This is a genomic window from Rhabdobacter roseus (assembly GCF_014202275.1).
Lineage (GTDB): Bacteria > Bacteroidota > Bacteroidia > Cytophagales > Spirosomataceae > Rhabdobacter > Rhabdobacter roseus.
Window position 1 is genome coordinate 272,441 of record NZ_JACHGF010000005.1, and the last position, 17,430, is coordinate 289,870.

16 protein-coding genes are annotated in these 17,430 nt (G+C 57.1%); 7 read left to right on the top strand and 9 right to left on the bottom strand.

All coding sequences use genetic code 11. The features are described from left to right. Positions 1–51 precede the first annotated feature (51 nt). The 7 genes from HNQ92_RS17475 to HNQ92_RS17505 form a co-directional block, all read right to left on the bottom strand. On the bottom strand, positions 52–1,461 hold the full coding sequence (locus HNQ92_RS17475; protein ID WP_184175527.1) for a hypothetical protein: 1,410 nt from the start codon (positions 1,459–1,461) through the stop codon (positions 52–54). Positions 1,462–1,506: 45 nt separating this feature from the next. Beyond that, positions 1,507–2,766: a hypothetical protein gene (locus HNQ92_RS17480; protein WP_246440364.1), complete on the bottom strand. Its 1,260-nt coding sequence runs from the start codon at positions 2,764–2,766 to the stop codon at positions 1,507–1,509. 87 nt (positions 2,767–2,853) lie between these two features. Then, the gene (locus tag HNQ92_RS17485; protein WP_184175529.1) at positions 2,854–3,549 is read right to left on the bottom strand and encodes a hypothetical protein; all 696 of its coding nucleotides are present in this window, start codon (positions 3,547–3,549) and stop codon (positions 2,854–2,856) included. A gap of 60 nt (positions 3,550–3,609) precedes the next feature. After that, positions 3,610–4,011 (bottom strand): hypothetical protein, encoded by a 402-nt coding sequence (locus tag HNQ92_RS17490; protein WP_184175531.1) that lies wholly within the window; start codon positions 4,009–4,011, stop codon positions 3,610–3,612. Between the two features lie 60 nt (positions 4,012–4,071). Continuing rightward, positions 4,072–5,310, bottom strand: a complete 1,239-nt coding sequence (locus HNQ92_RS17495) for a molybdopterin-dependent oxidoreductase (protein ID WP_184175533.1) — start codon at positions 5,308–5,310, stop codon at positions 4,072–4,074. Positions 5,311–5,393: 83 nt separating this feature from the next. Beyond that, a complete protein-coding gene (locus tag HNQ92_RS17500; RefSeq protein ID WP_184175534.1) occupies positions 5,394–6,956 on the bottom strand; it encodes a phytoene desaturase family protein in 1,563 nt (520 codons plus the stop codon). 418 nt (positions 6,957–7,374) lie between these two features. Next, positions 7,375–8,097: a pyridoxine 5'-phosphate synthase gene (locus tag HNQ92_RS17505; protein ID WP_184175536.1), complete on the bottom strand. Its 723-nt coding sequence runs from the start codon at positions 8,095–8,097 to the stop codon at positions 7,375–7,377. 158 nt (positions 8,098–8,255) lie between these two features. Between HNQ92_RS17505 and HNQ92_RS17510 the strand changes: the two genes are divergently transcribed. The 7 genes from HNQ92_RS17510 to nadB all read left to right on the top strand — a co-directional run bounded on the left by HNQ92_RS17510 (position 8,256) and on the right by nadB (position 15,273). Further along, positions 8,256–8,705 (top strand): GatB/YqeY domain-containing protein, encoded by a 450-nt coding sequence (locus HNQ92_RS17510; protein ID WP_184175538.1) that lies wholly within the window; start codon positions 8,256–8,258, stop codon positions 8,703–8,705. Then, complete coding sequence (locus HNQ92_RS17515; protein ID WP_184175540.1) at positions 8,702–9,301, top strand: CvpA family protein; 600 nt, start codon at positions 8,702–8,704, stop codon at positions 9,299–9,301. The genes HNQ92_RS17510 and HNQ92_RS17515 overlap by 4 nt, the downstream gene beginning before the upstream one ends. A gap of 23 nt (positions 9,302–9,324) precedes the next feature. Beyond that, positions 9,325–10,374 (top strand): dual-specificity RNA methyltransferase RlmN, encoded by a 1,050-nt coding sequence (gene rlmN / locus HNQ92_RS17520; protein ID WP_184175542.1) that lies wholly within the window; start codon positions 9,325–9,327, stop codon positions 10,372–10,374. Between the two features lie 147 nt (positions 10,375–10,521). Continuing rightward, entirely contained in the window at positions 10,522–11,943 is a 1,422-nt protein-coding gene (locus HNQ92_RS17525) for an inorganic phosphate transporter (protein WP_184175545.1), read from the top strand. 217 nt (positions 11,944–12,160) lie between these two features. After that, positions 12,161–13,156 (top strand): quinolinate synthase NadA, encoded by a 996-nt coding sequence (gene nadA, locus HNQ92_RS17530; RefSeq protein WP_184175813.1) that lies wholly within the window; start codon positions 12,161–12,163, stop codon positions 13,154–13,156. A gap of 8 nt (positions 13,157–13,164) precedes the next feature. Beyond that, the gene (locus HNQ92_RS17535; protein WP_184175547.1) at positions 13,165–13,626 is read left to right on the top strand and encodes a hypothetical protein; all 462 of its coding nucleotides are present in this window, start codon (positions 13,165–13,167) and stop codon (positions 13,624–13,626) included. Between the two features lie 54 nt (positions 13,627–13,680). Beyond that, positions 13,681–15,273 (top strand): L-aspartate oxidase, encoded by a 1,593-nt coding sequence (nadB, locus tag HNQ92_RS17540; protein WP_184175549.1) that lies wholly within the window; start codon positions 13,681–13,683, stop codon positions 15,271–15,273. 88 nt (positions 15,274–15,361) lie between these two features. Here nadB and HNQ92_RS17545 read toward each other — a convergent pair whose 3' ends face one another. Beyond that, positions 15,362–16,726 (bottom strand): vanadium-dependent haloperoxidase, encoded by a 1,365-nt coding sequence (locus HNQ92_RS17545; RefSeq protein WP_184175551.1) that lies wholly within the window; start codon positions 16,724–16,726, stop codon positions 15,362–15,364. A 142-nt stretch (positions 16,727–16,868) separates the two neighbouring features. Next, complete coding sequence (locus tag HNQ92_RS17550; RefSeq protein WP_184175553.1) at positions 16,869–17,402, bottom strand: hypothetical protein; 534 nt, start codon at positions 17,400–17,402, stop codon at positions 16,869–16,871. Positions 17,403–17,430 lie beyond the last annotated feature (28 nt).

The following is a 17,430-nucleotide window of genomic DNA, read 5'->3' on the forward strand; positions in this document are numbered from 1 at the left end:
CACCTTCACCAACCGCACGGGGACTATCTGAATCTTACTAAACTACTTCACTCAGTGGCTATCTTCGTCGAAGCGATCCGTGATGGCCTTCCTGATGGCCTGGTGCGGGCGCATATTGGAGCTGCGGGTACGCGGCACGGCGCGGTCACTGCCCGTAGACTTCGCCCGAAGCGCCAGGTTCGATACCGTCAGGTGGCTATTGCGCCACTGCTCGTATTCTTCTTCGCTCATGATGTTCCGGGCTACTTCACCCCGCGCGTAGCCGTCGCCGTAGGAGTGTATCCGGCTGTCGGTCAGGGCCAGCTTGCGCTCTTCTTCCAGGTCTACGATGGCCCGGCGAAGTACCTTTTCTTCTTCTTTGAGTTCATCCAGCGAGGGAAGTACCTCCAGGTCGTTCTCCATAATGTTTTTCTGGATAGACTGCTGCGCAAGTACCCTTTCTTCGGCGGTGAGCTCTTTCATGAGTCGCTTCCGACGACGCTTCAGGCGCCACCGGCGCGGGTCGATCTGGAGCCAGCGGAGCCAGAAGCTCTGCAAGATGGGCAGGGCCATCCCCAATGATACTGCCCCCGCAATGGCAAAGAGCAAACCGCTCAGCACGAAGGACAGCAGCGCCCAGGGACTATTCACCAAGTCGAGGCTCAGGTTGTCCGAGTCGCGCAGGGCCTGCTCAATTTTGTTGGTAAGCTCCGGGCTACTGATGGGCGCGCCCGTCAGCGGATCGACGGCGTTGAGCTGGATGTTTTTTACCGATTTGTTAATGGCCTCCTTCAGCTTATCGGTGCGGTAGGCCTCGTACCGAAACCAGCCCAGTACCAGCAGGGTAGCCATCGAAAACAAAGCCAATGCCACCTTAAAGCGTCCGTAGCGCTGTTTGGCTTTGGGGGAATCGTCGGTCTGGTAGGGTCCTTCGATCAGCCGGTCGTAGGCGGGCTTCAGCAGGATGGATACCATCGCCAACCCCACGGCAAAAGCCCAGGCTTCGGTAGAATTGCGAATATTCAGGGCGTAGGCCACAATTTCGTGGGAGATGATCAGGTCGCCCGCAATGAAGGCGAGCCCGGCCGCCAAAAAGATGATCCCGGCCAGCAGCGAGTAGTGCCCCGAGGCTTTTTCGCGCTTCTCGCGCAGGAGCTGATCTTCCTCTTCCGTCAGGCCTACGCTTCGCTCAAGCTCTTTCACCCGCCGTGTAGTATGCTGAATCCCCTGGAGCTGCTCCTGCAGCTTGTCAAATGCTTCTTTACGACGCGCCTGGGCAACATGTTTGCGGCTGTCCAAGCGTTCCAGGTCGGCCCGCTTTTCGTTCAACTGATCCGTAACCCACTCGTGGCTTACCTTGCTGGCCAGGTAGGCTTCGTACACCTGGCGGTCGGTGCCTTCCATCCCACTGCTGTAGCCGTGTTGGTAGTCGGGTTGTTGGTGGGGCGTTGACTCTTCTATATCTTTCCGATTGTTTTCCATGCTTGCCTGGTCTAGTTGTGAGACTCGCTTTTCATTCCTGCGGTACTACTGCCCCCGGATCTCGCGCAGCTGGCGTTCCGACAGCCGACCCTTCATCTGACGGGCCAGGTAAAATTCACTCTCAAATAACTTGATCAACATATCCCGGCGGGCGTAGAGCTGCTCGCGCTCGGTTTCGGCCTCGCCTTGCTGGCGAAGTACCTGCCATTTCTGCACCCGCAGGCCGTCGATTTCTTCGCGCAGGCGAAGTACCTCTTCCTCCCAGGTACCGGCGTTTTCGCGCGTGTTACGCTCCTCGCGCCGGGTGCTTAGCCATACGCGCAGGTCGTTGCGCAATACGGTGATGTTGCTCAGCAGGAGCTTCCCGGCAAACAAAAACAGGAAGAACACAAAAAAGAACAAAGACGCCGCTTGCCACCAGGCCTGTTGCTGCCAGGCTTGGGCCACCACAAACAACGCCGCCGCAAAGGGCATCCCTATTTCTTCCAGCAGCCGCCGTCCGTTTACGTTCGAGTCGGTATCGTGAAAAAGGGAAATACGACCAAACAGGCTAAACATCCCCGCCAGAAAAACGCCCAACGCCACCAACGGGCTGGCCGCGAAAGAAGGCCGGAGGGTTTCTTCGATCAGGTAGTAGTTGCCCACGCACATGGCTACCGAGAGGGTGAGCCCTACCAGCGTACGGGGGAGTTGGTGCTCGCCTGCGTGGCGCAGATCTTCCGCGTTTTTGAGCTTGTGTTGCAGCTCTTCAATCCGGTTTTCTTTTTGTCCAATGAATAAATTGAGCTCCTGCACGCGCTCATTTTGCTGCTCCACCTCCCGCTCCGGGTCAGCGGCCAGGTGCGCAAAGTAGCTTTTGATAATCTCGGTCTTCTCCGTAGGCTCCGACTCCGACAGCCCAAAAAGGACCCCTTCGTCGCGCAGGGTATCTTCGTCTTCGAGCCAGTACGGGATGGTCAGCGCCGCCGCGGGAGGTACTTCATCCCGAACCGGGTCGGGCGTAAAACGCACCGGCAAAGCCGACGGGCTCGTATCAGCCGCGTAGGTACCTGTACGGAGGGGTACTTCGACGGGGAGAGGGGGGCTGGCGGCCAACGCAGGCGGACGGTTGGGAGTAGGCGGTACGGAGGGGCCGGGTACCGCCGTACCGGGTACCGCTGGGGTTGTATACGATGAGTAAGCGGGGTTTGAAGCATTGCCTGGCTCCTCAGCCGGACTTCCCGTTGCTTCTTCCTCGTAGTAGTCGAGCTCGCCGGGGCGAGGTGCATTAAAAAACTGTAAGAAGCGCTCCTTGAATGTTGTCATGGCCAGATTGGTTTTACCCCGCAATTATCTTCCAAAACAGCGAAAGGTAAAAATATATTGTGATGGCTGGTAAATATTTGCGCGTACTTAGCTCAGGGCGAACATTTTCTGCAAGGCCAGCCACAGGCGTTTTTTCAGCGCTTTATCAGCCTCGATCACCGCCAGCGGATCGGCCAGCAAAAACCAGATCCCCTCGACCTGCTTGGGCGTATAGGGCGGCAGGAGCAGGTCCAGCTGGAGCTTGATGAGCGGCACGCCAAAGGTGATGAAGTGGTTGGTGAGCTTACCCGAAAGTACCCGGCGGGCGTCGGCGGTAGGTAGGTAGCTAAAATTAAGGATGTCGGCCTCGGCGGAGGAATGCCCTACGGCCTTGAGGATGTTGGTCAATAACGCGTGCTCCGACGCCAGTAGCTCGGGCTGCTGGGGTTCGTCGACGAGCACCAATACCCGGTGCTGCAAGGCCGGGAAGGCCGGGCTAGGTACCTCGGGGCTAGGCAGCGGCGCGGGTACTTCCGTAGCAGGTACCGGTACGGGAAGTACCTGCGGTGCTTTTCCCACGATGTCTGTATCCACAGCGGCTGTATCCACAGTGGCTGTATCCACGAGGGCTACGGCTTCTGGGGCAGTGGGTACTTGGGGCGTTGGCTCGGAGGTTTTTATGGGGCTGGGTACTTCGGGAACCAGTACCGCTTCCGGCTGGTAGGGTACTGGTACTTCCTCCACCCGAAATAGGGTATCGTACTGAAAAAAGGTTTGATAAAAGGTCGGAGGTAAGGTACTCATGGAAGCTACGAAGGAGAAATAAAATAAAGGTACTTGCTTTTATATACATGTAGGCAGAGATCAGTCCAGCTTCAGCGGGTACCATTCAACGTTTTTCAAAGGAGCCCGGCGCGAGTACCCTTGCGTGGGGGCGTAGTGTGTTTCGAGGTAGTCGAGCACGAGGGGCTCGGTATCACCCAGGTCCCAGAGGTTGTGGTTGGCCTGCATCCAGCGAATTTTTTGCCGCCAGCCGTCGCGGGTGAAGCGGTTCTGCGTGATGAGCATGGGCGAGTGGCAGCTCGTGCACTGCGCCTTCACGAGCACCAGGTTTTTATCCACGACAAGCCCCGTCTCGGGGTCTTTTTGCAGGGTATCTTTCCAAACCAGCGGGGCCTCCGGGGTACTTTCCGGAGCTACCAGGTAGTTGGTTTTCCCCATCATTATACCCGCTACGAGCCCCACGACAACAATCCAGCGTCCCATTTGTGACTTTTTTTTCTTATCCTATTAGTTTAAATAATCTCCTTCTAAGGTACCTACCCGCTACGCCACCTTCACCGCAATGCGGTGGCAGGCGTTGTTGAGGTACCCGCCCGGATTCCAGGCCGGGGTCACCATGGGCTGGGCTACGCCGGCCTCGTCGGTGGCGCGTACCCATACTTCGTAGTACCCTTGGGCCGGGAAGGCCAGCTCCGCGTTCCAGTGCTGCCAGGCCAGGCGGTTGACGGGCGCTTCCAGCGTACAGGCCTGCCAGGTAGCGCCGTAGTCGAGCGAAACGCTCACTTCCTTCACGGCGCGGTCGCCCGCCCAGGCGTGGCCCCGCAGGGGTAGTTTGCGCCCGGTTTCGATCACCGCCCCCGACCTCGGAAACGTAATGAGCGACTTCACCGGCATGGATTCGATGATCTTGTAATATTCGTCGGTTTCGGGTAGTTGCGCGCCCGGCTCTACGGGTTGCCGCGGAACGCGGTAGCTGTGGCCGTCCATTTTAGCGCCGTCGTGCACGCGGTCGCGCACCGAGATGGTATGCAGCCACTTGCCCGACACCGAGGCCGGCCAGCCGCCCACCACTAGCCGCAGCGGGTACCCGTGAAACTCCGGAATGTCCTTGCCGTTCAGGGCCCAGGCCACCAGGGTTTCGTCTTCGAGCGCCTTGGCCATAGGTACCCCGCGCGAAATAGCGGCTTTGCTCGGGTCGCGGCTGGGGTGCAGGTCTTTGCCGTAGTAGCCTATGTACACGGCGTTGTTTTTTAGGCCCACGTCGGCCAGGATGTCCTTCAGCCGCACGCCCGTCCACTGGGCGCAATGCACGGCCCCGTCGCCCCACTGGTTGCCCGAAGCCGTAGGTACGAACCCCGACCGGCTGTTGCCGCCGCACTCCAGCGTGAGCTGGTAGGTATGGTGTTTGAATTTCTTCTTCAGCTCGGCCAGCGAGTAGGTTTTGGGTTTGTTCACCGACTCTCCGTTGATGGTCAGCGTCCATTTTGAGACGTCGATTTTTTCGGGCACCAGGCCGTTGTTTCGGATAAACATGCTTTCGACGGGCGTCACCTTGTCATCCAGCAGATGGATGGGCGCTTCGACGTTCCAGGGGCGGTCGCTCAGCACGACCATCTCTTTGTGCTTGCCTTTGAGGGCATCTTCTTCGCCTAGAATTAAGGGCAAGTACCCCCGAGGCATCTTGTCGGCAAAGGCAATGTCCGTCCCCAGCGCGGCAGCCAGGGCGGTGAGGGTACTTTTTTTCAAAAAACCACGGCGGTCAAATAACGAATCGGTAGGCACGGGTCAATGCGGGTTTGAGGTACTGCTGAAGATCAAATTTACTACTTTATGTACTCTTTAAAAAATACGCTCGGGCGTTTGGCTTAGTTCCCAAGTACCTTCTGCGCGGCATGGTAACCGGGTATGCCACTCACCGCGCCGCCGCGTTTCGCACCCGAGCCACACAGCAGCAGCCGGGGGTACTCGGTTTCGACGCCGCGCTGTCCGGCTTCGTCGGGGGTTTCGGCAAAAAACCAGCTCAGCGGTGCATGAAAGATGTTGCCGCGCGGCATGCGCAGCGCTTGCTCCAAATCCAGCGCACTCTTGGCTTCCAGGCAAAGCGAGCCGTCGCGCTGGCGGGCCAGGCAGTCTTCGAGGGGCTCGTCCAGCCACTGATTCAGCGTTGAGAGGTACCTTTCGACCAGCTGCTGCTTGGTCTTTTCCGGGTTTCCTACAAAAAGCGAGTAGGGCGCGTCCAGTCCAAACAGCGTAATGGTATGGTACCCCTGCTGCCGCAGGGCGGGGCTCAGGATGCTGCCGTCAGTGAGGGTGTGGCAGTAGAGCTCAAAGGGCGGCTCGGAGGGTAGTTTACCCTTTTCGCCCGCCGCAAACGCCGCCTGCATCTGGGTGTACGACTGGTTGACGTGGAAAGTACCCGCAAACGCTTCCCGGGGATCTACGCCCGCCCGCAGCCGGGGTAGTTTGTGCAGCAGCAGGTTGAGCTTGAAGGCCGTGCCTTCCTGGCCTGGGAGGTTGGGCTCAGGTACTTGCCCCAGCAAGCGCCGCAGTTCCGCCAGGGCCGCATTCACCAGCACATGGCGGGCCCGTACGGTACGTTCCTGACCGTCTTGCGCATAATGTACCTCCGGGTACTCCGAATGCGGATATATATGAAGTACCTCGGCCTGAGTCTGAAACGTAACTCCGCATTGAAGCGCCAACGCGTGTAGACTCCCGGCCAGACGCCCCATGCCGCCCACGGGTACCCGCCACTCGCCCGTGCCGTTGCCGATCACGTGGTAGATAAACGTCCGGTTTTGTAGCAGGGACGCATCGTGCGCGTGGGTGTTGGCCCCAATCTTCGCGTCGGTCAGGACCAAGCCACGCAGCAGGTCGTGCTGAAGGTGGGTTTCGATGAATTCTCCCAGCGGTTTTTCAACCAGTCCCTCCCAAATGGCCCGGTCGGTTTGGGCCTTAAATACATCCTGAAAGTACCCCTGCGGGCGCAGCGGCTCCAGCAACGACGGCCACACCAGCTCGGCAAAACGCCCCAGCTGCCGCTGAAAAGTCTGGTAGTGCTGGTAGGCCTGGGGGTAGAGGCGCGTCAGCTCCTGCGCGTTGCGACCGGGGTGTGCGTTGCTGAGCAGCAGGCCGTCGGGCTGGCCGGAGCGGTCGTAGGGCGTATAGGAAGCCACCGAGCGGCGACGCAGCTCTAGAGGTACCTTCAGATCACGCAGGATCTGGGCCGGAAAAAGGCTCACCAGGTAGGAGTAGCGCGAGAGCGAGGCGTCGTAGTCGGGGAAAATACGGCTGGAGGTAGTGGCACCGCCCAGGTAGCTATTTCGCTCTAGCACAAGTACCTTCTTGCCGGCCGCCGCCAGATAGCAGGCCGCCACCAGGCCGTTGTGCCCAGCCCCCACTATGATTACCTCGTAGTCCGGTTTCATCGGTTAAAAGACAGTTAGAGCGAAAAAAATTAAAGAAAAATAAAAGTGCTCGTTTTTATTTCACTAAGTACCTGGAAAAGATAGCCTAACCGCACGAATGATGGAGAAATACCCGGTCTTTGAATATTTATAATTAGATAGTGCTCCGTGGTAACATCAAAATCTTTTTATGATCACAAATAACCATGTATCAGCCACTTACTACTACAAAAAAAGAAGCCCAGGCTGGACCTGCACTTTTGTAACTCTTCGGGAAAAATACGCCTTAAAAAAAACGAAGTGTTGCATTGTATCTTCGATATACGTAATATTGTGCATAGTGTGTGTATAGTGTAGAAACATCTGACTGAGTTTTTCGGTCAGATGTTTTTGTTTTCACCCCCCTTAAGTCTATACAGAGCTACAGACTTACTACATCTCACTCTTCTTGTAGCTCCCGCCGGTACATCTGAATCGTATTTTCCAGCCCAAAGTACAGCGCATCACAAACAAGCGCATGACCAATGGATACTTCATCCAGCCAGGGAATACTTTTTTTCAAAAACCGCAAATTTTCCAAACTCAGGTCATGCCCCGCGTTGAGGCCTAGCCCTACCTGCTGCGCCCGCTCGGCCGCGCGTACAAAGGGAGCCACGGCCGTGTATTGATCCTCAAAGTAGTAGTGCGCGTAGGGCTCCGTGTAGAGCTCCACGCGGTCGGCCCCGCAGGCTTTGGCCCCTTCCACCATGCGCTCGTCGGCGTCCACAAATACCGACACCCGGATTCCTGCCCCTTTGAATTCCGCCACTAGGTCGGCTAGCCGGGCGTGGTGCGTAAGCGTATCCCAGCCCGCGTTGGACGTAACGGCCCCCAGCGCGTCGGGCACAAGGGTTACCTGCGCGGGGCAGGTGGCTAGTACCAGCTCTACAAATTTGCGTTCGGTGGGATTGCCTTCTATGTTGAACTCCGTCGTCACGACCTCCTTTAGATCGTAGACATCCTGGTAGCGAATGTGCCGCTCGTCGGGCCGGGGGTGCACCGTAATCCCCTGCGCGCCGAAGCGCTCGCAGTCGAGGGCTACCTTCACTACGTTGGGATTATTGCCGCCGCGCGCGTTGCGCAGGGTCGCTATTTTATTGATATTGACGCTAAGGCGAGTCATGGAGCAGGTACTTTTGGTGAGTATTTATAAAATTAAAAAGCGTCGATGACATTCTTCGTAACTTTGTGGTAAAGTTAAGCGCTCCGGACCGAATACCGCTCATGGCGGGGCCAATATCGTCCGGAGCCAATGTACCCATCCAAACTACGTACCTTCGTATGTCACTCAAAAGTAAAGTAGAAGCCGGCATCAAAGATGCCATGCGGGCCAAAGACCAGGACGCGCTCCGCGCGCTGCGCGCGCTCAAATCGTTGATCTTACTGGAAGCCACCAAAGGAGGTGCGTCGGACGAGCTTTCGCCCGACGAAGAGCTCAAGCTCCTGACTAAAGCCGCCAAGCAGCGCCGCGAGGCCGCCGAAATATACCAAACCCAGGGCCGCGAAGACCTGTGGGCCAAGGAAGAAGCGGAGCTCGCGGTGATCGAGCAGTTTTTGCCCAAGCAACTCACCGACGAAGACGTAGAGGAACGCCTGCGGGAGATCATCGCGCGGGTAGGTGCCACCGGCCCTTCGGACATGGGCAAGGTGATGGGGGTAGCCACCAAAGAGCTTGCCGGCCAGGCCGAAGGGCGTACTATTTCCACGCTGGTGAAGAAGCTGCTGGCATGAAGCTACTGGATGTCCTCATCCTGATTCCGCTGCTGTGGGGGGCCGTCAATGGCTACCGCAAAGGTTTACTGATCGAGATCATCGGGGTAGTAGGCTTTGTGGTAGCCATGATCGTCGGCTTTAAGTTTCTGGGCCTGGGCATGGAGATCCTGGCCCCGCACCTGAGCGCTACCCTGGCGCGGCGGATACTTCCCTACATTGGCTTTTCGGTTATCTTTTTTCCTACCATTTTTCTTTTAAATCAATTTGGCTATTCCATCCGTCGATCCCTTCGGTACACCATCCTGGGTACTTTCGACAGCCTGGCCGGCGCGGTGGTTGGTATATTTACGTGGGTGTTCGGAACGAGCGTATTCTTTTGGTTGTTAAGTACCATCGGAGTGAAAATCCCCGCGCATCGAACCGAAGGTACCTACCTGTTTCCGCTGATCGTGCCCGTGGCACCCACGGTCATTACGGCGGCCGTCAACTGGATGCCCGCTGGTAGCCAGCTGATCCGGGACTGGAAACAGGAGTACCTGGGATGGCACCAAAATCAAACCCCGAATCCGGTGGGTATCGTACCGCAACAGCATGATTCCTTCCCACCAGCCTAAAAAGTACCTACTGACGATACCCTATGGAAAAGCGCGACATTCGCAAACTAACGACGGAACAAATCAAAACCTGGCTTACCGAGCAGGGCGAGCAGGGCTTTCGGGCCAAGCAAATCCACGAGTGGCTCTGGAAGAAATCCGCCCGCTCCTTTGCTGAAATGACCAACCTGTCGCTGAAAACGCGAGAACTCCTCGACCAGCACTTTGCCATCTACTCGCTCACGACTGCCCGGCAGCAGCAAAGCCACGACGGCACCATCAAGTCGGCCTTTCAGCTGCACGACAGCCACTTGGTCGAGGGGGTACTTATACCCGCCACCGACCGCATGACGGCCTGCGTGAGCAGCCAGGTAGGTTGCTCACTCACCTGTAAGTTTTGCGCTACGGGCTACATGGATCGCAAACGCAACCTCGAAGCGGGCGAAATCTACGACCAGGTGGTGGAGATAGCGCGGCAGGCCGAGGGTAGTTTTGGCGCTCCGCTGACCAACATCGTGTACATGGGCATGGGCGAGCCGCTGCTCAACTACGCCAACATGATGCAATCCATCGAGCACATCACTTCCCCGCAGGGCCTGGGGATGTCGCCGAAGCGGATCACCGTATCCACGGCGGGTATTGCCAAGATGATCAAAAAGCTGGGTGATGACCAGGTACGCTTCCGGCTGGCGCTGTCGCTGCACGCCGCCAACGACACCAAGCGCAACCAGATCATGCCCATCAACGAGAGTAATTCCCTGGACAACCTGGCCGAAGCGCTCAACTACTTTTATAAAAAAACGGGCAACCGGATTACGTTTGAGTACATCGTTTTCAACAACTTCAACGATTCCTTGCAAGACGCCAAAGAGCTGTGGGAATTTACGAAGCGTGTACCGGCCCGCGTCAACATCATCGAGTACAACCCCATTGCCGAGGCCGATTTCCGCAATACCGGTGCCGATAAGCTGGATCAATTCGCGGCTTTTCTGGAAGACCGGGGCGTAACGGTGAGCATCCGGCGGAGCCGGGGCAAGGACATCGACGCCGCCTGTGGGCAGCTGGCCAATAAGTCGGAAGCACTAAAAACGTGATAATCAGCCCCGGGAAGAAGTACCTTGGGGCGGGTACTTTCACGCGCCTTAACAATTTCTTAACATACAAGCGGTAAAGATTGAGTAGTTTTGCGCCGCCTTTTTTGGGTTAAAGAGCTTCTTACGTATCACCTTTCTCCTCTCCTCATGTTTGGCTTAGAAACCGACATTTTTCTTCTTCTGGCGTTTAGTCTCTTCGCCGCCTGTGCTTTTGAGTTTGTCAACGGATTTCACGATACCGCCAATGCTGTGGCGACGGTAATCTATACCAATTCGCTGAAACCCAACGTGGCCGTCGTGTGGTCGGGGCTCTGCAACTTCCTGGGGGTGTTTTTCGGCGGCATTGCCGTAGCGATGGGTATTGTGAACCTGCTGCCCGTGGAGCTCCTGATTGACCAAAACGTATACCACAGCGTGGCCATGGTCATGGCGCTGCTCTTCAGCGCCATCATCTGGAACCTGGGTACCTGGTACTTTGGCTTGCCCAGCTCCAGCTCCCACACGCTCATTGGCTCCATCCTGGGCGTGGGGTTGGCCTTTACCTTCATGCCCGAAAATACCCGCGGCTCGGGCGTCAACTGGACCAAGGCCGAAGAGATTTTTATTTCGCTGCTGGCCTCGCCGCTGTTTGGTTTTTCGCTGGCTATTATTCTGATGTTTATCCTGCGGAGGGTACTTGACAAACCCCTGCGCAATATTGTGTTCAGCGAGCCTAAGAAAAACCAGCCGCCTCCCACCTGGATTCGCGGCATCCTGATCGCCACCTGCACCATGGTGAGCTTCTTTCACGGCTCCAACGACGGCCAGAAGGGCGTGGGCCTGGTGATGCTAATCCTGATCGGGATCACGCCGACCTACTTTGCCCTCGATGCCGACAAAGACCCCCGGGAAATCCAGGCCAACATCACCCGGATCGAGCGGAGCGTCAGCCGCATTGATACCATGCTGCTTTCGGGCAAAAACCGCGCGAACATTCGCGAGGTTAAGCGGGAAATTTCGTCGCTAAGTACCCAGCTAAGTACCCAGCTGGTAGGCAACGCCCTGCCCGAAGGCGAACGCCTCAACGCCCGTAGATCGCTGCTGCTCATCAGCCGTAACGTCAAGGAGGTACTTGATAGTGAAAACGTAAACCTCAGCTCGGCCGAAATCGTGGACCTTAAGAAGCAGGTTAATGAGAAGGAGGGCGTGCGGCGCTTTACCGACTACGCCCCCGATTGGGTGATCCTCATGATCTCGCTCTCGCTGGGGCTGGGTACCATGGTGGGCTGGAAACGCATTGTGATTACCATTGGCGAAAAAATCGGGAAGCAGCACCTCACCTACGCCCAGGGTGCTTCGGCCGAGCTCGTGGCGGCCAGTACCATCGGGGCGTCGTCGTGGCTGGGTTTGCCGGTTAGTACCACCCACGTGCTGTCGTCGGGTATTGCCGGTACCATGGTAGCCAACAAAGGCATCAAAAACCTCCAGGCGGGTACCGTTCGTAACATCGTGATTGCCTGGATCCTGACGCTGCCCGTGACGATGTTTTTGTCGGGTACCCTCTACGCATTCCTGCGCTGGATTCTCTAAGTACCTCCCGGTACTTTCTATCTGGTACTTTCCAAGGCCCGGCGGTTCGCCGGGCTTTTTTGGGTACCTGGCCCCCAGGAAACTATCTGGGTTCTGGAACGTTATTGCTTATAGAGCAAGCACCCGAACTTTTAAAACGGAAATCAGCCCGTACTTTTTTAGTAAGTTTGTATCGCTTTAAAGTACTTTATTAGTAAGCATCCCTTTCACCATGAGCATGAGTAGCATTCAGGAGCAGGTGGCACGTTATGGCTACGTTACCGAAGCCGTAGCCGACGACTTGGATTTAATAGCGGAAATCAACCGCCTGAAAAAAGAAAAAAACGCCGTCATTCTGGCGCATTATTACGTCGACGGCGCCATTCAGGACATAGCCGACTACATCGGCGACAGCCTGGGGCTTTCGCAGCAGGCCGCCGCTACGCCGGCCGACATGATCGTGTTTTGCGGGGTACACTTCATGGGCGAAACCGCCAAGGTACTTAGCCCCAACAAAAAGGTGGTCATCCCGGACCTGAACGCGGGCTGCTCGCTGGCCGACTCCGCCCCGGCGGATAAATTTGCGGCTTTCAAGGCGCAGTACCCCGACCACCTCGTGATCAGCTACATCAACTGCTCGGCGGAGATCAAGGCCCTGACGGACATTGTGTGTACCTCGTCCAACGCGCTGCAGATCGTCAATAGTTTACCCAAAGATCAGAAAATCATCTTTGCGCCCGACGCCAACCTGGGCCGCTACGTGGCCCACAAAACGGGCCGCGACCTGGTACTTTGGGACGGCGCCTGCATTGTGCACATTGATATTTCGCGGGAAAAACTACAAAAGCTTCGCGAAGAAAACCCCGACGCGCTGCTCATAGCCCACCCCGAATGCAAGGAGGATATCCTGCTACAGGCCGACTTCGTGAGCTCCACCACGGGCCTGCTGAAGTTTGTGCAGGAATACCCGCACGACAAGTTTATTGTAGCTACGGAAGCGGGTATTTTGCACAAAATGAAGGAGTCGGTGCCGCACAAGAAGCTCATTCCGGCCCCCGCTACCGACAACAACACCTGCGCCTGCTCGGAGTGCCCTTACATGAAAATGAATACGCTCGAAAAGCTCTACAACGCGCTGCTCTACGAGCAGCCGGAGATCATAGTACCAGAAAATACCCGGCTGAAAGCGTACGCCTCCGTGGCCCGAATGCTGGAGCTGAGTAAAGGGATTTAAAAAATGGCATGAGGTACCTTCCTTGGTTTGTGGGATTCCTAACCCTGCTGCCGGGCTGCCGCCAGTCGGCTACCGACGTGCACGAAGCCCAGCAACGGCTGACGGCCGTACCCCGGTGGTACCTGGAAGAAATCGCGATGGACGAAGTACCTGTGCTGCAAAAAGGCAAGCACCTGCCCCACATCAGCGGCGTGCGGTTTGATGTGTACCTGGACTGGGTGCAGTTTGGGCCCGATGGCTCGTTTGAAGGGCACTTCAAGGGTGCCGAAAGTACCCAGCGGTTTCAGTGGGAAGCTTACCCGGTGCAGAATGTCATTGCCCTGCGGGATTCCGTTACCAAAACCGGCGGCTGGAATATTTATCCGCGCAACGTATACGAAGATGTTTTTGAAATGGAAACGCGAAGTACCCTCTATGACCCGCCGCGGGTCACGAAAGTAGCGTTGAAGTACCGCCGCCAAGCGCCTTAATTCGCCTTATAAAGTACCTTTTATCAAAAGACACCGCCTGACATCCCTTGCCCTATGCCCCAGTTTGATTTCCTTGTGATCGGTTCCGGCATCGCCGGACTCAGCTACGCCGCCAAGCTAGCCCGCCACTTCGAAGCCCGAAACGAGCCGGTTTCCATTGGTATTATTACCAAAGTACAGGCCGACGAAACCAACACCAAGTACGCCCAGGGCGGCATCGCGGCCGTGTGGGCCGAGTCGGATTCCTTCGAGAAACACATCGACGACACCATGGACGCCGGGGATGGCATCAACAAGCGGCAGATCGTGGAAATTGTGGTGAAGGAAGCGCCGGAGCGCATTCAGGAGCTCATCGACTACGGGACCCGCTTCGACAAAGTACCCGAGGGCGACTACGACCTGGCCAAAGAAGGTGGCCACTCCGACCACCGCATCCTGCATTTTAAAGACATCACGGGCGCGGAAATTGAGCGGGCTCTGCTGGACGAAATCAAAAGCCACCCGTCCATCCAGCTCTTTACGCACTACTACGCCGTGGAGCTCATCACGCAGCACCACCTGGGCGAGACCGTCTACCGCTACCGCGAGGACATCCAGTGCTACGGTGCCTACGTCCTGAACCGCGAAACTTCGGGGGTGGAGAAATTTCTGGCCAAAAGTACCCTGCTGGCTACGGGCGGCATCGGGAATATTTACCAAAGTACCACCAACCCCACCATCGCTACCGGCGACGGCATCGCGATGGCCTACCGCGCCAAGGGGATCTGTGACAACATGGAGTTTGTGCAGTTTCATCCCACGAGCCTACACCAGCCGGGCAAAAAACCTTCGTTTCTGATTTCGGAAGCGGTGCGGGGTTTTGGCGGCATCCTGAAACACGCCGACGGAAGTACCTTCATGGAGTACTACGACGACCGCCTCTCGCTGGCCCCGCGCGACATCGTGGCGCGCGCCATCGACTCCGAGATGAAGAAAAACGGGGTAGAGCACGTGTACCTCGACGTCCGCCACCTCGACTACACCAAGTTTCTGGAACATTTTCCCAACATCACCGAGTACTGCCTAAACATCGGGATCGACGTTCGGAAAGACATGATTCCGGTGGTGCCCGCCCAGCACTACCTCTGCGGGGGTATCAAAGTAGACGAGTGGGGCGAAACCAACATCAAACACCTGCACGCCGCCGGTGAGTGCGCCTGCACCGGCCTCCACGGGGCCAATCGCCTGGCCTCCAACTCCCTGCTGGAAGCCGTGGTGTTTGGCCACCGCGCCTACCTCAGCGCCCTGGAAAGCTTCTCCACCGCCCAGGTACCCGACCACATTCCGGAATGGGACGACTCCGGTACGACGCACCCCGAAGAAAACGTACTCGTGACCGAAATGACCCGCGAGCTGAACAGCATCATGTCCAACTACGTGGGGATTGTGCGTACCTACCGCCGGATGAAACGCGCCTACGACCGCCTGCAATTGCTGCACGAAGAGCACGAACAACTCTACCGGGAGTCGAAGGTATCGGTGCCGATCTGTGAGCTGCGCAACATGATTACGGTGTCGTACCTGGTGCTGAAAATGGCCATGGCCCGCCGCGAAAACGTAGGCTTGCACTACAACCTCGACAACCTGCGCCAAAGTACCCTGGCCTAAGAGATTCAAAGTACCTTTAAAGGCGACCATAGGGGTACTTTGGTAAAAAAACTCCCGGAAGGTACCTCTTCCGGGAGTTGATGAATGCTTAGTGGGTAGCCGCCACTACCTCCTCTTTGCGCTTGCGGGTTTTTACATTTTGCCATACCCACTCCCCTATTTTTTCACCCAGACGGGTACCTTCCTCCACGCCGTCGCGGAAGTGGATGCCGCCGTACAGCCGACTGTAGGAAGCGTCCCAGTAAGCTTCTTTAAACGACTTGAAGGATTTCACTCCGTGGCCGTACTTCTTTTCGGTGGTGTCGGTGAAGGCCACGTTGTCGCCGAGTAGGTGCGTTAGTATGGTGCCGCAGGAGGCCGAGATCGAGCTGTGCCCGCTGACGTACTCCGGGAAGGGTGGCGTTTCGAGGTAGGGCCGCCAGTTGGGGTCCCAGCCGTTGTTGATCACCGTCTCGGGCCGGATTCGGACGCTCCGGTACTTCTCGCTCCAGCAGGAAACAAAAGCCTCAAAAAGCGACAGCGCCCCCAGCGTATAGGTCTCCGTGGTCTGCATCAGGTCCAGCTTTTTGTCCGTTGTAGCAATGCGCGTGATGGCCAGCCAGTGCCCGGCGGGGGTCATTTTTTTATTGGCAAACATCACGTGCCCCACCACGTTGGTCACGAAGGCGTTGTCGTCCCAGAAGTAGGCGGTGGTCCGCTGCTCTTCGGTTAGGTTTTTGCCAATGTCGTACACCTCCATGGTGAGCTTCATGAACGCACTATTTTTGGCTAAATCATATTTAGCCGGCGACGGGCACCGAAACTGGTTGACGGAATCCATCGTGAACGAACGGACCGTGTTCCACATGGGCTCGCAGGCGTCGGCGTAGGCGGGCGGCGTAGGTACCCAGGTACCGGGCTCGTTGGTGACGGTGTAGCGGTAGCCGCGGATCTGCTTGTAGTTGTCCTTGGCCGAGTAGTCGAGTACGTGCTTGGCCACCTGCTCGCCGTAGGCAATGGAGCGTTCGTAGACGTCGTCGGGCATGCCCATGGCCTGGTACTTTTTGAAGAAATCCTTCTCGTAGTTGTCCCACAAGTCGGAGGAGAACGTCAGCGCGCGCCCTACCACCGTGAACGCCTTCACACTCGCCAGCGGGAAGCAGTACTCCTGCCCGGTCACGGGTGGGGGCGTAGCCTCAAACTGGTTGAGCTGCCCACCCAGCGACTGGTACTCGGGGTAGGCCGGGGCCAGGGCTTCGTAGGCCGCCAGGAAGGAGTAGCTGTAAATACGGCTCGCCACGGGTGGTTTGAAAATATCGTGAATGATGACGTCCGTCAGGTGGGTGGCGGTTTCGTGCAGCAACATGGGGTCAGAGGCTTGCTGGTTGTATACGTCGGGAGGAGCCGTTTGCTGGCAGCCGTTGAGGGCCGTCATCGCCACCAGCGACAGGCCCAGGAGGAAATATCTTTTCATGAGGTTCATTGCTTTAAAATCATCACAGGGTACTTGGCTCGTTGGGCCGTAGGCAAAGGTACCTACACGCCATCGATCCGTCCGAAGAGGGAGGGTACTTGCCCTTGCCTCCGGGTTGTTTTTTTAGAAGAAACCGATGATCTTAAAGGTACCTGGGCGGCGGCGTAGCCGGGCAGTGGTCCGAAGCGAGGAGCGTTGTGGCTACGCGGGGGTACTTTGTTCTTTCGGGCAGGCACTCCCACCAAAAGAAAGTCAGCACGCGCCGGGTCGAAAGGTAGTTTTTGCAAAAACCCGCGAATACTTTCAGCGTTTGGCTTGCGGGGGTACTTTCGGTATCCTGATGCAGTTGCTGCTGGATTTGCTCCGCCAGGGCCATAAACTGGTCCCGTGCGGTGAGGTTGGAGCGAAGTACCGTGTACAGGGAATCGTTTTGGTAGCGCTGCTCTACGATGTTGTAGAAATTCCCCTCGTACTGCACCAGCCCCGCCGGATCGTCGTTTTGCCAGGCCGCTACGTAGGGCAGCGAAAGGGGTACTTTGAGCAGCAGGTATTCGTCGCCGCTGTCGTTGGCCGTCGCTACCGGGTACTTTTCCTCCAGGCCCAATATCGCCACCGACTGCCCCAGCAGGTGGAGCAGCAGCAGTAACAATAGGCCGAGGGCGAACAAGGGCTTCACAATTATACCAACTTGGGTTACGAAGTAC